12 protein-coding genes are annotated in these 13579 nt (G+C 72.6%); 7 read left to right on the top strand and 5 right to left on the bottom strand.

Annotation, left to right across the window (positions count from 1 at the left end; translation table 11 throughout):
- Positions 1 to 99 precede the first annotated feature (99 nt).
- Complete coding sequence (locus tag ACE4Q9_RS32480) at positions 100 to 951, bottom strand: hypothetical protein (RefSeq protein ID WP_397988087.1); 852 nt, start codon at positions 949 to 951, stop codon at positions 100 to 102.
- A gap of 322 nt (positions 952 to 1273) precedes the next feature.
- On the opposite strand from ACE4Q9_RS32480, the gene ACE4Q9_RS32475 reads away from it, so the two are divergent.
- Positions 1274 to 3166 (top strand): arabinofuranosidase catalytic domain-containing protein, encoded by a 1893-nt coding sequence (locus ACE4Q9_RS32475; RefSeq protein WP_397988086.1) that lies wholly within the window; start codon positions 1274 to 1276, stop codon positions 3164 to 3166.
- Between the two features lie 179 nt (positions 3167 to 3345).
- The gene (locus ACE4Q9_RS32470; RefSeq protein WP_397988085.1) at positions 3346 to 4353 is read left to right on the top strand and encodes a LacI family DNA-binding transcriptional regulator; all 1008 of its coding nucleotides are present in this window, start codon (positions 3346 to 3348) and stop codon (positions 4351 to 4353) included.
- Here ACE4Q9_RS32470 and ACE4Q9_RS32465 read toward each other — a convergent pair.
- Positions 4311 to 5213 (bottom strand): cytochrome c oxidase assembly protein, encoded by a 903-nt coding sequence (locus ACE4Q9_RS32465; protein ID WP_397988084.1) that lies wholly within the window; start codon positions 5211 to 5213, stop codon positions 4311 to 4313. The genes ACE4Q9_RS32470 and ACE4Q9_RS32465 overlap by 43 nt on opposite strands.
- The gene (locus tag ACE4Q9_RS32460; protein WP_397988083.1) at positions 5213 to 5773 is read right to left on the bottom strand and encodes a DUF2243 domain-containing protein; all 561 of its coding nucleotides are present in this window, start codon (positions 5771 to 5773) and stop codon (positions 5213 to 5215) included. Before ACE4Q9_RS32460 ends, ACE4Q9_RS32465 begins: the two co-directional genes overlap by 1 nt.
- 446 nt (positions 5774 to 6219) lie before the next feature.
- On the opposite strand from ACE4Q9_RS32460, the gene ACE4Q9_RS32455 reads away from it, so the two are divergent.
- The 5 genes from ACE4Q9_RS32455 (at position 6220) to ACE4Q9_RS32435 (ending at position 11156) form a co-directional block, all read left to right on the top strand.
- The gene (locus tag ACE4Q9_RS32455) at positions 6220 to 6834 is read left to right on the top strand and encodes a hypothetical protein (RefSeq protein WP_397988082.1); all 615 of its coding nucleotides are present in this window, start codon (positions 6220 to 6222) and stop codon (positions 6832 to 6834) included.
- Positions 6831 to 7436, top strand: coding sequence for a toxin-antitoxin system, toxin component (locus ACE4Q9_RS32450; protein WP_397988081.1), 606 nt, complete (start codon positions 6831 to 6833; stop codon positions 7434 to 7436). The genes ACE4Q9_RS32455 and ACE4Q9_RS32450 overlap by 4 nt, the downstream gene beginning before the upstream one ends.
- A 92-nt stretch (positions 7437 to 7528) precedes the next feature.
- On the top strand, positions 7529 to 8716 hold the full coding sequence (locus tag ACE4Q9_RS32445; RefSeq protein WP_397988080.1) for an MAB_1171c family putative transporter: 1188 nt from the start codon (positions 7529 to 7531) through the stop codon (positions 8714 to 8716).
- Positions 8713 to 10122 (top strand): FAD-dependent oxidoreductase, encoded by a 1410-nt coding sequence (locus tag ACE4Q9_RS32440; protein ID WP_397988079.1) that lies wholly within the window; start codon positions 8713 to 8715, stop codon positions 10120 to 10122. The genes ACE4Q9_RS32445 and ACE4Q9_RS32440 overlap by 4 nt, the downstream gene beginning before the upstream one ends.
- Positions 10123 to 10364: 242 nt before the next feature.
- Positions 10365 to 11156: an IclR family transcriptional regulator gene (locus ACE4Q9_RS32435; RefSeq protein WP_397988078.1), complete on the top strand. Its 792-nt coding sequence runs from the start codon at positions 10365 to 10367 to the stop codon at positions 11154 to 11156.
- An 88-nt stretch (positions 11157 to 11244) separates the two neighbouring features.
- Here ACE4Q9_RS32435 and ACE4Q9_RS32430 read toward each other — a convergent pair whose 3' ends face one another.
- Both ACE4Q9_RS32430 and ACE4Q9_RS32425 read right to left on the bottom strand, forming a co-directional pair.
- A complete protein-coding gene (locus ACE4Q9_RS32430; protein WP_397988077.1) occupies positions 11245 to 12513 on the bottom strand; it encodes a glucarate dehydratase family protein in 1269 nt (422 codons plus the stop codon).
- A complete protein-coding gene (locus ACE4Q9_RS32425; RefSeq protein ID WP_397988293.1) occupies positions 12510 to 13430 on the bottom strand; it encodes a 5-dehydro-4-deoxyglucarate dehydratase in 921 nt (306 codons plus the stop codon). Before ACE4Q9_RS32425 ends, ACE4Q9_RS32430 begins: the two co-directional genes overlap by 4 nt.
- Positions 13431 to 13579: the final 149 nt, after the last annotated feature.

Here is a 13579-nt window from a genome sequence, read left to right as displayed (position 1 = left end):
CCCCTCATTCCGCTCCCCAAGGAGCCCTCGCACGGAGGGCTCGGCACCATCGCCGGGCACGCGGCCTGACCCGGCGGTTCACCTGTGCGTTTCCCCAGTTCACGGATTCACGTGACGGGAAAATACGCCGCAGATTAACCCAGCCGAACAGGCTCGCACAAAAGCCGGAGCCGGCCCCGGACGGCCCTGGAGCCTCCGGCGGCCGGGCGGAGAGCGGGCCCGGCACGGCGAGGGGGGCCATTCCCCGGTCAATGGGGCATGGAGACACGGCGTGACCGTGAGGATGACCACATGACGGACTGGTTCCGCGTCTGCCGCGAGGACGGAGCCGGCGGGCGTGGCGGCGCCGGCAGGGCGGCAGCCGTACCGCGGCCGCCGGTTCAGCCGTGCCGGTCCTCTGTAGAGGGGGACGACCGAGGCGGCCAGGGCGATGACGGCGCCGACCGAGAGGTCGTCGCCCTCGGTTCCGATGACCAGGGCCATGCCGAGGGCGACGATGGGGGTGGGGGCGGCCTGGAAGAGCTGAATGCGGACGTTGCCCGCGACAGGAACGAGGTGCCCAGGGCGGCGGCCACGGCGAACAGGACGAGCAGCGCGGCGTAGACGCCGTACGCCTGGAGCAGCCGGGCCGGCCGGGCCCGGTCCGGCGGCCCGGGGGCAGCCCACGCCGTAGGGGCATCGGGGCTCCTTGTGCGGCATGGCCGGGGCAGACGGGCGTTCTTGGGCCCGCGCCGGGTCGTCGCCGGGGATCGACGCGGGGACTTCGCTGTCCAGCGCTTCGCCTTCCGGCGCTTCGCCTTCCGGCGCTTCGGCGGCGGAGGCGGGGGCGACGGGGGCGGCGGCGAGCGTGTCCAGCAGGGTCCGCTCGGTGATGTCGGTGCCCCGGAGGTAGCCGCCGGCCCGGCCGATCTTCTGGTCGGGGCTGGCCGCCTTGATGTGCAGGCGCTCCATTTCAACGTTGTAGGCATTGAGGGGACGTCAAACCCGGCCCAGGTTCCCGAGCACCGGATTTCCGCGCTGACCGCGCCATCAGGGCTGCCAACTCCCTTTCCGACAGCGGGATTACGTCTCTCCGCGGGCCGTGGCCGGGGGTGCCGCCGGATTCGCGCACGGGGATGGACGCCCGTGCGGGGGCTGTGCTGTCATGTGGCGGATCCCATTTACAACGTTGGCAGAGCCCGGCGCCGCGAAGGCGCTGAGCCGAGTGGGCTCCGCCGCCGCCCCGGCGGGCCGGGCTCGCTTCCCCCCTCTCCCCCAGCACCGGGAGCACACCATGCGCAGAGAGAAATCCCCCGCGGCAGGCGGTTCCCGCCGGTCCGCGCGGTGGGCGGTCCTCCGTCCCGTGCGCCATCTGCTGTCCGCCCTCGCGGCGGTCGGGCTCGTCGTCGGGGCGCTGATCGCCCTGCCCGGCGCCGCGCAGGCGGCGGGCTCGCTGCCGTGCGACATCTACGGCGCCGCCGGCACCCCCTGTGTCGCCGCGCACAGCACGACGCGCGCCCTGCTGTCGTCGTACAACGGTCCCCTGTACCAGGTCACCCGTGCCTCGGACGGGGCCCGCGCGGACATCGGGCTGCTGTCGGCGGGCGGGTACGCCAACACCGCGCAGCAGGACGCGTTCTGCCAGAACACCACCTGCCGGATCACCAAGGTCTACGACCAGACCTCCCGGCACAACGATCTGACCCCCGGCCCGGCCGGCACCTCCGGCATGGGCGCCGACCGCGGCGCGGACGCGAGCGAGATCGCGGTGACGGCGGGCGGGCACAAGGTGTACGGCATCTGGATCTCGCCGGGCGTCGGCTACCGCTACACCGGGGTGGCCTCCGGTGTCGCGGTCAACGGACAGCCGGAGGGCGCCTACATGGTGGCCAGCGGCACGCATGTCGGCTCGGACTGCTGTTTCGACTACGGCAACGCGGAGAGCACCCCGGCCGACACCGGCAACGGCCACATGGACGCCGTGTCCATCGCCACCACGTGCTACTTCGCGCCGTGCACCGGTTCGGGGCCGTGGGTCGAGGCCGACATGGAGAACGGCATGTTCCAGGGCGACAACGGCTCCAACACCGCCAACCGGGGCAACAACAGCCCCTTCGTCACCGCCATGCTGAAGAACGACGGGCAGACGACATACGCGCTCAAGGGCGGCAACTCCCAGTCGGGGGCGCTGAGTACGTGGTGGAACGGCGGTCTGCCCACCCGCGGCGGCTACCGGCCCATGCACCAGGAGGGCGGCATCATCCTGGGCACGGGCGGTGACAACAGCAACTGGAACCGGGGGACCTTCTTCGAGGGCGTGATGGTCGCCGGCTACCCGACCGACGCCGCGGAGAACGCGGTCCAGGCGAACGTGGTCTCGGTCGGCTACTCCGGTGAGACGGACGTGCCCAACGGGCCGCAGGGCACGATCACCGGGCCGGGCGGCGCGTGCGTGGACGTCGCCGCGGACGACACCGGCGGCAACGGCACGGCCGTACAGCTGTGGAGCTGCCAGACGTGGGCCGAGGACCAGCACTGGCAGCACAACGCCGACGGTTCCCTCAGCACGATCGGCCGCTGCCTGGACATCGAGGGCGACGGCACGGCCAATGGCGCCAAGGTCGAGCTGTGGGACTGCAACGGCGTCGGCGGACAGAAATGGGTACAGCAGGCCGACGGCTCACTCCTCAACCCCCAGTCAGGCCGCTGCCTCGACTCCCCCAGCGGCGCCACCGCCAACGGCACCCGCCTCCAGATCTGGGACTGCAACGGCTCCACCGCGCAGAAGTTCTCCGTCAACGGCGGCGCACCGGTCGTGGGCACGGGGTCGAAGTGCCTCGACGTGGCCGCCGACGACAGCGGTAGCGACGGGGCGGCCGTACAGCTGTGGGACTGCCAGTCCTGGGCCGTGGACCAGCACTGGTACCACAACGTCGACGCCTCGCTGCGCACCCTCGGCCGCTGCCTGGACATCAACGGCAACGGCACGGCCGACGGCACCAAGGTCGAGCTGTGGGACTGCAACGGCGTCGGCGGACAGAAATGGGTACAGCAGGCCGACGGCTCACTCCTCAACCCCCAGTCAGGCCGCTGCCTCGACTCCCCCAGCGGCGCCACCGCCAACGGCACCCGCCTCCAGATCTGGGACTGCAACGGCTCCACCGCGCAGAAGTTCCCCCTTATCTGATTTACCGTCACATTGGGTGCTGAGTCGTGTCGTCGAGTTGAAAGGGGGCGGGAATCCTGCGCGGCTCCCGCACCCATTCCCCGCTGCCCGCCGCTGAGCGCGCTTGCCAGGGCGGAGCGCGGCCCCGTATAACGTGGGAAAACGGGCGGCGTCCCTCTTGGCGGACGGGGAGGAACATCGTGCGGGTGAGCCTCAAGGACGTCGCGTCGCACGCGGGTGTCTCCATCAAGACCGTGTCCAACGTGGTCAACGACCAGCCGCATGTCACCCCCGCGATGCGGGCGCGGGTGCAGAAGTCCATCGACGAGCTCGGCTACCGGCCCAACCTCACCGCCCGGCACCTGCGCAAGGGCCGGACCGGGATCGTCGCCCTGGCCCTGCCCGAGCTGGGCAATCCCTACTTCGCCGAGCTGGCCGCCGAAGTGGTCGACGCCGCCGCGGAGCACGACTACACCGTGCTGCTCGACCACACGGGCGGCCGCCGCGACCAGGAGACCCTGGTCTGCCAGGGCTTCCGCAGCCGGGTGATCGACGGGCTGATCCTCAGCCCCATCGAACTGGAGGCGGACGACCTGCGCGAGCGGGCGCCGGTCCCGCTCGTCCTGCTCGGCGAGCGCGAGTACGACCTGCCCTACGACCACATCTCCATCGACAATGTCGCCGCCGCCCGCGAGGCCGTGCGCCATCTGGTCTCCCTCGGACGGCGGGACATCGCCTTCCTGGGCGCCCGGCGCGGCCGCAGCCAGCCCGCCCATCTTCGGCTGCGCGGCTGGCGCGAGGAACTGGACGCGGCGGGACTCGTCGCCGACGACCGGCTGGTGGCGGCCACCGACGGCTGGGGGCACGCCGACGGGGCGGCGGCCATGGCGCGCCTGCTGGACGCGGGCCACCGGCCGGACGCGGTGTTCGCCTACAACGACCTCATCGCCATCGGCGCGATGCGGGTGCTGTCCGAACGCGGGCTGCGTGTCCCCGAGGACGTCGCGGTCGCCGGGTTCGACGATGTGGTGGAGGGCCGCTTCGGCGCCGTCACCCTCACCTCTGTCTCCCCCGACAAGGCGTCCATCGCCAGGATGGCCGTGCAGTCGGTGCTCTCCCAACTCGACGGCGCCCCAGGGCAGCAGGCCCGCCGGGTCCACGCCGGTTACACCCTGGTGCGCCGCGAGAGCACCCTCGGACACGGCTGACCGCTGCGCCGCCCCCGGTCGACGGCCGGGGCGAACGCCGTGCCGGCGCTGTCGCCCGGTACGGGGGCCGGGCGGCGGGGTCGGTCGGGACGCCAGGTCGCGACCAGGGCGGCGGCCAACAGGAGTTCGGCGATGTCTCCGCCGTAGTACATGATCTCCGCGCCCGCCTGGACCTGATCGATGGGCGCGTGGATGTCCACCCAGAACCCGCCGTAGATCAGCTGGGAGATCACCGCGTGCGCGGCGATCGCGACACCGAGAAGGACCAGCCGTGCGCGTACGCCCGGCCGGGAGGGGGCGGGGTCGGGACCGGCGATGACGTAGGCGAACAGGCAGCCGGACAGCAGGAAGTGGGCGTGCAGGAGCCAGTGGGCCGCCGGGTCGCCCGTGACCATGTCGTAGAGGGGGGTGAAGTAGAGGGCGGCCAGGCTGCCCGTGGACAGCAGCAGCGCGGGCACCGGATGGGCGACGATCCGGGCGGGCGGGCTGTGCAGTACGGCGGTCAGTTGTCGGCCGCGGGACGCGGGCAGGGTCCGCAGCAGGAGGGTGACGGGCGCGGCCAGGACGAGCGCGAGCGGCGCGTACATGCCGATCAGCATGTGCTGGGCCATGTGGCCCCGGAAGTCGTGGTGGGCGAAGGGGGCCACGGGCGGCAGCAGGGCGGCGCCGAGCAGCGTGATACCGGTCTGGAAGCTGACCGTGCGCCACCGGCTCCAGCCCAGGGCCGGATTGCGGCGGCGCGCCCGGCGGACCAGCAGGAGGTAGGCGCCGGCGGCGGACAGCAAGGCAAGCGCGGACGGCAGCCATCCGAGGAGACCGCCGCCCGCGTCGTGCGCCCCGGCGGGCATGTCGTGATCCATCAGGCGCGCGGGTCCTTCCGGCCGGTGCGGGCGTCCGGGTCGACGGGCCGGCCGCCGCGCTGGAGCAGATAGCCGGCGACCAGGAGCAGTCCGCCCACGACCAGGAACCCGGCGTCCCACCATGCCTGGTAGGGGCCGCCGCGCACATGGTGGATACCCAGGATCTGGTGGTCCAGGATGCCCTCGACCAGGTTGAACAGGCCCCAGCCGACAAGCACCCAGCCCCACAGGACGCGCGAGGTCCACACCGCCCGCCGGTTGTGCGTGACCCGCGAGTAGAGGATGGCCAGGCCCAGCAGTACGGCGATCCAGCACACGGCGTGGAAGACGCCGTCCCACACCGTGTTCATCTCCAGCCCGGAGACGGTGCGGGGGTCGTAGTACTTCACTCCGATGTGGTCGTGGTTGGTGCTGCTGAGCATGTGATGCCACTGGAGGAGCTGGTGCAGCAGGATGCCGTCGACGAAGCCGCCCAGCCCCACGCCGAGCACGATGCCCGGTAACCGGATACTGCTCGGCCGTGCCGTGCCGACACGGGACTCGCCCATCGTGGTGGCCATCGTCCGCCTGCCCTCCCGCTCTCGAGTACGCCGAGAACACGTCCACGAGCAGGTTCCCCCGCGGGGGTCGCTCACCCCGGATCGGACTCCGCCATCCGGCCTCACCGGCGTCGGCCGCCGGGAACGTGGAGGGGTGCCCGGAGCGGCCTGCCCTCTCCGCCGCTGCCACGGGGGCCCGTCATCAGGCGCCGCCGTGGCCTGTCGGCAGGCGCCGGCCGGAGCCGCCCGTACACATCGGATCGGGTTCCGGACCGGAGTGCGCCGGCCCGGAACCCGATGGCCCCACTGTGCCGCGCCCGGTCCGGCGGCGCGATTACCTCACGGGTCATGCCGGTCCGGTGCCCCGGCGATCGCTCTTTGGCCGAGAAACGATCTTGAACTCACGCCCGTTGCGCATAGGGTTCCATGAGCATGGCCGCAGTCCCGCGAGCTCTGGGAGCACATCGGTGGAGTCGACGCCGCTGCCCGAGACCCTTCGGCGTCTTGACGCGCTGATCCGGCAGGAGGGCCTCGAACGGTCGGAGTTCCTCGACGCCAGACGGCTGGCGCTCAGGACCGCGTTGCCCGAGCACGTCGTCGGCACACTGCTGCGCGGTGGGCAGCCGCCCGTGGAGACGGTCAACGAGCGGGTCCGGTCACGGATCAAGGCGCTCGCGGACGACCGGCTGGCGCGCGCGGGCCGGCGCATGTCGGACCTCGCGGGTTCCATCTCCCGGCAGTTGGGGGTCTCCGCGTTCTGGGCCCGGCAGGTCTGCGCGGGCGACAAGGTGCCCAGCGTCGAACTGCTCCACGGCCTGGTCGACTTCTTCGGGATCGAGGGCGGCGAGGCGTTCTTCACCGCGCCGGCCGACGAGGCCCTCAACCGGGAGTTGCGGTCCATGCTCGCCGCACGGTCCGCGCCCGGGGGACGGGCGGCCCTGCCGGCTGCCGCACCGGGCCGCGACGACGTGCGCGGCTTCGCGCTGCGGCAGGCGCGGGAGCTGCCGGAGGAGCGCTGGAACGTGCTCAACGCGACCCTGAAGGCCCTGCTGGAACTCGACGACCAGGAGGGGGACCGGTGAGCGCGGCGGCACGGGCGATGCGCCGGCTCAGCGCACGGCTCATCGGCAGTCTGCCGCCGCCCGCCGGAGGCGAGGACGTGATCCCGCTTCTCGGCCAGGCCCTGACCGCGGTACGGGGCCGGACGGTGCGGTTGCGCGAGGCGGCCTTCCCGCCGGTGACGGCCAGCGGGCTGTGGGTGGACCGTTCGAGCCACGATCTGATCGTCTACGAGGAGAACACCGACCCCGAGCACCAGTTGGTGATCATCGGCCACGAGGCGTGGCACATGTTCCACGGGCATCGCGGCGGGGGCGACGCGCGGGACCACGCCGCCCGCGCCTCGGGGAACGAAGGGGCCGCACACCTCTCCGCGCTCCTGGCCGTCGTATCCGCCGCCGCCGACGCGGACACGCCGCTCACCGACCGTACGGACGCGGCGCTGCATCACGCCGCGCGCTCGGACCGCCGCGGGGTGGACGAGGAGATCGAGGCCGAGCACTTCGGCCTGCGGCTCGCCACGGATCTTCAGGCCACCCTGCGGCTGACGGACTCCCCCGTCGATCCCCACCATGTCAGCGGACGCATCGGGGCCTCGATGGCCCATCGGTTCCGGCGGAGCTGACCCGTACGACACCGACCGGTACGACGCGGCCGGCGGTCGCGGCGCCCCGGCACACCGCCCGGCACGGCGCGACCAGGAGAGAAAGCAGGACAGTGGCCTCAGGACCCGGCAACCTCGTCTACTACGCGGGCGGCGCCGCGCTGTTCCTGGTCTGTGCCCTGAAGCTGCCCCCGCTCGCGCACCGGCGGCGCGACCCGCTGCTGTGGTCGGCGTTCAGCCAGTTGTTCGCGGGTGGTTGCATCATGCTGCTCGCCGCCCCGCAGTCCATCGTCGAGCTCAACCGGGCCACCGGCATCACCAACTGCGCGGCCGTGGTCGTCTACGCGGCGCTCACCTCGTACTCCGGCGCCAGCCTCCTGATGATCATCCACTGGCGCCCGGCGCCCCCGGCGCAGACCCGGCGCGCCGCGCGCTGGTGCGTGACGGCGTACGCCCTCGCCGTACTCACCATCGTGGTCCTCTTCCGGGTCGGGAACACCCCGGTGGAGCAGGTCACCCTCTTCGACTCGTACTACGCCCGCACACCCTGGATCCGGGAGATGATCCTCACGTATCTCCTGGCGCACGGCGTGGCGGCCGTCGCCAACGTCGTCATGTGCCGGCGCTGGGCCAAGGAGGTGCACGGCTGGCTCCGGGCGGGCCTGTATCTGCTCGTGGCCGCCTACCTGCTCCATGTGGGTTACGACGTCACGCGCCTGATCGCCGTGGGCGCCCGCTGGACCGGTCACGATCTGGACTTCCTCATCTCCCAGGTGTCCCCGCGGTTCGCCGCCCTGTCCGCGGTCATCGGCGCGGTCGGATACGCGCTGCCGCTGATGGGCCCCCGCGCGGCGCGCACCGCCCGCGTCGTCCGGCAGCTTCGTCAACTCGCCCCGCTGTGGCGGCTGTTGCGTGATGTGGCCACTCCCGGCGCGATCCGGTCCGCGCTGCCCTGGTGGCGCACTCCCCCGGCCATGCTGCTGATGAGCCGCAAGACGGCGCTGTACGACGCCATCCTCGCGCTGGCTCCCCACTGTGATCCCGCCGTCCGCGACGCGGCCTACCGTACGGCGCTGAGCCGCTGCCCGGACGAGGAACCCGCCGCGGCGAGCGCGGACGCGGCCATGATCGTGGTCGCCCTGGAGCGGCAACACGCCGACCCCGAGCGGCTGCCGGCCGGCGGCGGTTCTTCGGCCTGGCGCCCCGGAGATCTGGTCCCACTGTCCCTCGCGCTCGCCTCGCCCCTCGTCCAAGAGTTCCGCGCACACCACCGTTTCCCCGCAGAAAGCAGCCGACCATGAGTCAAGCCACCCGGCACCGCCCCGCCCGCGTCGTCGTGATCGGAGGCAGCATGGCCGGCATGCTCGCCGCGATCGCCGTCAAGGACCGGGCGGAATCGGTGGAGATCATCGAGACCCACGAGCTGCCCGAGGGGCCCGAGCCGCGCGTCGGCGTGCCCCAGGCCGTCCATATCCATCTCCTCCAGTCCGGCGGCGTGGACGCGCTGGAGGAACTGCTGCCCGGTGTGATCGACCAGTTGGCGGCCGCGGGGGCGCATCGCATACCGGTGACCACCAACATGATCGTCTACTCGCCCGAGGGCTGGTACCGGCGCTGGCAGCGCGCCACCCATCGGCTGATGACCGCGAGCCGGGACCTGGCGGATCACGTGATCCGGGAACGGGTGCTCGCGGAACCGCGCATCGAGGTCCGTACCCGGTGCAGGGCGATCGGGCTGCTCGGCGACGGGCGCCGGGTCACGGGCGTGCGCGTCCGCACCCCGGACGGGGGCGAGAGCGAGCTGCGCGCCGACCTGGTGATCGACGCGTCTGGCCGGGCCTCCCGACTGCCCCAGTGGCTCGCCGAGCTGGGGGTTCGCGGCCTCGCCGAGGACCGTGTCGACTCCGGGCTGGTCTACGCCAGCCGTATGTACCGCGCTCCCGTCCCCACCCGCGGCTGGCCCGTGGTCAGTGTGAACGCCGACCCGCGCCGGCCCGAGCCCGCCCGTGCCGGCGGCATCCTGCCGATCGAGGACGACCGCTGGCACGTCAGTCTGATGGGCGCCCCCGGTGGGCAGCCCAGCCGGGACGCGGACGCCTTCGAGCCCTTCGCACGGTCCCTGCGGCACCCGGTCATCGCCGACCTCCTCGAACGCGCGGAGCCGCTGACCGACGTCAGCGTCACGCACAGCACGGCCAACCGGCGCTACTACTACGAGCGGCTCAAGCCCTGGCCCGCGGGGCTGGTGGCGCTGGGGGACACCGTCGCGGCCTTCAACCCGATGTACGGCCAGGGCCTGTCGGTGATCGCGCGCGGCGCCCTGGCGCTGCGCGATCTGGCCCGCGGCGGACTGGACCCGCAGTTGTCGCGGCGCGCCCAGCGGGCGATCGCGCGGCCGGTCGAGGCGGCGTGGGCGCTGACCGTCGGGCAGGACATCCATTTCTCCACGACCACCGGGAAGAGCCCGCACTTCGCCGACCGGCTGCTCCACCGGTACGTCAACCGTCTCTCCCGCACGGCGACCGGTTCCTTCCGTACGGCCACGGCGCTGACCGACGTGCTGGCGCTCCAGGCTCCGCCCGCGTCCCTGGTGCGGCCCGGTGTGCTGCTCTCCGCTCTGGTGGGGCCGCTGCGACCGCAGTTGGACGGCCCGCAGTTCACACCGCGGGAGCGGGCACTGCTCGACGGCCTGCGGGAGCGGTCGTAGGCGGGGCGGGCGCCGGCTCTCGACTGAAGAAGCTGCTCGGCCTGCTGGGAGCAGTCGGACAGGGGTCATGGCCGCCCCCGGCCCGCCGTCCGGGGGCCGGCGGGCCGGGGACGACCAAGCAACGTCTACGTATGTAAACTCAGTTCTCATGTATGCTTTTCAGCGCGCGCGTTAGCCTGGGCGCCTGCCGCGGTCGGGGAGCCCCGAGTTGCCGGGCGAGAAGTCCGAAGGGAGTGGCACGCATGACCGGGACGGGTGAGGCCGGTCGCGGGCCGGTGAAGTCGGCGGAGCGCACCGTCCAGATCATGGAGGTGCTCTCGGCCTCGCCGGAGCGGCTCACCCTGGGCCAGCTCCAGGAGCTGACCGGATACCCGCGCTCCAGCCTGTACGCGCTGCTGCGCACCCTGGTGGCGCTGAAGTGGATCGAGGTCGAGGAGGGCGGCGAGGCGGCCGGCTTCGGGATCGGCCCGCGCGCCCTGCTGTGCGGCACCGCGTACCTGGACCGGGACCCGGCGCTGCCGCACGCGGTGCGCCGGATCGAGCAGTTGCGCGCGGACGTCGGCTACACCACCCACTACGCCCGCCTGGACGGCGCCAACGTCATTTACCTGGCCACCCGCGAGGCCACGGACTCCCGTCGGCTGACCTCCCGCGTGGGCCGGCAGCTCCCGGCGCACGCGACGGCCCTGGGCAAGGCGCTGCTCGCCGAGCTGACCGCGCGGGAGGTGGACGCGCTGCTGCCCGAGCACCCTCTTCAGGCGCTCACCCCGCACACGGTCACCCGCCGTCCGGCCCTGCGCGAGGAGCTGGAGCAGACGCGGACCCGCGGCTGGGCGCTGGAGAGCGAGCAGAACACGCCCGGACTGTGCTGCGTCGCCGCGACCGTGTCGTACCGCATCCCGGCGACCGACGCGATCAGCTGCTCGATCCCGCTGGACCACGCGACGGACCAGGAGACCGAACGGGTCGCGGAGGCGGTCACCCGGCACGCCGCGGAACTGGCCGCGACCCTGCGCCGGAACGGCATCCGCTGAGGTCCGTCACCCGGGAGTCGCCTGCGCGTGAGCGCTGCCCCGCCGGTCCCGCCGGCGGGGCACCACCGCTGTCAAGCGCCGGGAGACCTCACCAGCGGGGGACCTTCTTCTCGTACGACGGGTCGATCCGCCGCATGTAGCCGGTGTCGTCGCGGTTGCGCAGTCCGCACGAGACGTACTGTTCGTGCAGCCGGGCCAGGGCGTCGCGGTCGAGTTCGACGCCGAGGCCGGGCCCGGTGGGTACGGCGACGGAGCCGTCCCGGAACTCCAGGGCGCCCGGCGCGATCACCTCCTCGGTCTTCCACGGCCAGTGGGTGTCGCAGGCGTACGTCAGGTTCGGTGTGGCCGCCGCCAGATGGGTCATCGCGGCGAGGCTGACGCCGAGGTGCGAGTTGGAGTGCATGGACAGGCCCAGCTCGAATGTGTCGCAGATCCCGGCGAGCACCTTCGAGCGCTGGAGGCCGCCCCAGTAGTGGTGGTCGGAGAGGACGACCTGGACCGCGTCCCGGGCCACGGCGGGCTTGAGTTCGTCGAAGGCGACCACGCACATGTTGGTGGCGAGCGGCATCGGCGCCTCGCGGGCTACGCGGGCCATGCCTTCCTGCCCCGGCGTGGGGTCCTCCAGGTATTCGAGGACGCCGTCGAGCTCGCGGGCGACCATCAGCGAAGTCTTCACCGTCCAGGCGGCGTTCGGGTCGAGCCGCAGCGGCCGGCCGGGGAACGCCTCGCGCAGGGCACGGACCGACGCCATCTCCTCCTCGGGGCGGAACACGCCGCCCTTGAGCTTGATCGCCGTGAAGCCGTACTCGTCGATCATGCGGCGGGCCTGCGCGACGATGCCCTCGGGGTCGAGCGCCTCGCCCCAGGGGTCGGCCTCGGCGCCGGGGTGCGCGGCCCATTTGTAGAACAGGTAGGCACTGAACGGCACATGGTCCCGCACGGCGCCGCCGAGCAGGTCGCAGACCGGGCGTCCGGCCGCCTTGCCCTGGATGTCCAGGCAGGCGACCTCGAACGGCGAGAAGACCCGGTCCACCGTGCCGCTGGTGGTGATCATGCCGGTGAGGCCGTGGCCGTCGCTGCCGGTGACCCCGCCGAGCGCCGCCGCGACCGCGGTGTGCATCCGGCCCAGCTGGTGCACGTCCAGGCCGGTCAGCGCGTCGGCGGCCTGCCGCAGCCGGCGCAGATGGTCCTCGTCGGCGTAGGTCTCGCCGAGGCCGGTGATCCCCTGATCGGTGTGCACCTCCAGGATGGCGCGCAGCGCGTACGGCTCGTGCACGCCGACCGCGTTGAGCAGCGCCGGGTCGCGGAAGGCGACGGGGGTGATGGTGACGCCGGTGATGCGGATCGCGTCGCTCATCGGGTGATGTCCTCCACCAGGGCCAGGCCCGCGTCGGTGATCCGGCGCAGGGCGTCGAGGTGTTCGGGGGCGGGGTCGAGCAGCGGGGGCCGCACCCCGCCGACGTCCAGGCCCCGCTGCCGCACGCCGGCCTTGACCAGTGCGACCGCGTAGCCGGGCACCAGGTCGCGCAGCGCCACCAGCGGGTGGAAGAACTCCCGCTGGAACGCCTCCACTTGTGCCGCGTCGCTCTTCTCGACCGCCTGGTAGAAGGCGTTGGAGATCTCGGGCGCGAAGCAGAAGACGGCGGAGGAGTACAGGGTGACGCCGATGCCCCGGTACGCCGGGACGGTCACCTCGGCGGTGGGCATGCCGTTGAAGAACTGGAACTCCTTGCCGGTACCCGCGAGTTCGTGCCGCACGGCGGTCACCACGCGGGAGAGCAGGTCGAGGTCGCCGACGCCGTCCTTGAAGCCGACGACCCTGTCGTGACGGGCCAGTTCGGCCGCGGTGGCGGGGTCGAAGCGGGCGTTGGCGCGGTTGTAGACGATGAGCGGCAGCTCCCCCGCGTCCGCGACCTCGCGCGCGTAGGCGGCGAGTCCGGCCGCCGGGGCCTGGACCAGGTAGGGCGGCAGCAGGAGCAGACCGTCGGCACCCGCGTCCCGCGCGATGCGCGCGTACCGGCGGGCAAGTGGCAGTGGGCCGCCGGTGCCGGCGTACACCGGGACGCGGCCGGCCACGGTCTCGACGGCGGTGCGCACCGCCTCGCCGTACTCCTCGGGGCCCAGCGCGTGGAACTCGCCCGTGCCGCAGGCGGCGAAGACCCCGCCGGGGCCGGCGGCCAGTCCGCGCCGCAGATGCTCGGCCAGCACCTCCCGGTCGACCTGCCCGGATGCAGTGAAGGGCGTCACCGGAAAGAACAGCACGCCGTCGAACATGGGCACTCGGCACTCCTCGGTCGTCCACCCCTGCTGTCTACATATGCAGACAGGCTCCACATTTGCGAACTTGCCTTCGAACTGTAAGACTCGCTCCGGAGTATGGTCAAGACGGCCACGGACACGCCCGGCCGCCACCGAGCCGCCAC

The sequence above is a fragment of the Streptomyces sp. AM6-12 genome (genome assembly GCF_044327085.1).
Taxonomy (GTDB): Bacteria; Actinomycetota; Actinomycetes; order Streptomycetales; family Streptomycetaceae; genus Streptomyces.
The sequence above is the reverse complement of the archived record's forward strand: the minus strand, read 5'-3'. Positions and strand labels throughout refer to the sequence as shown.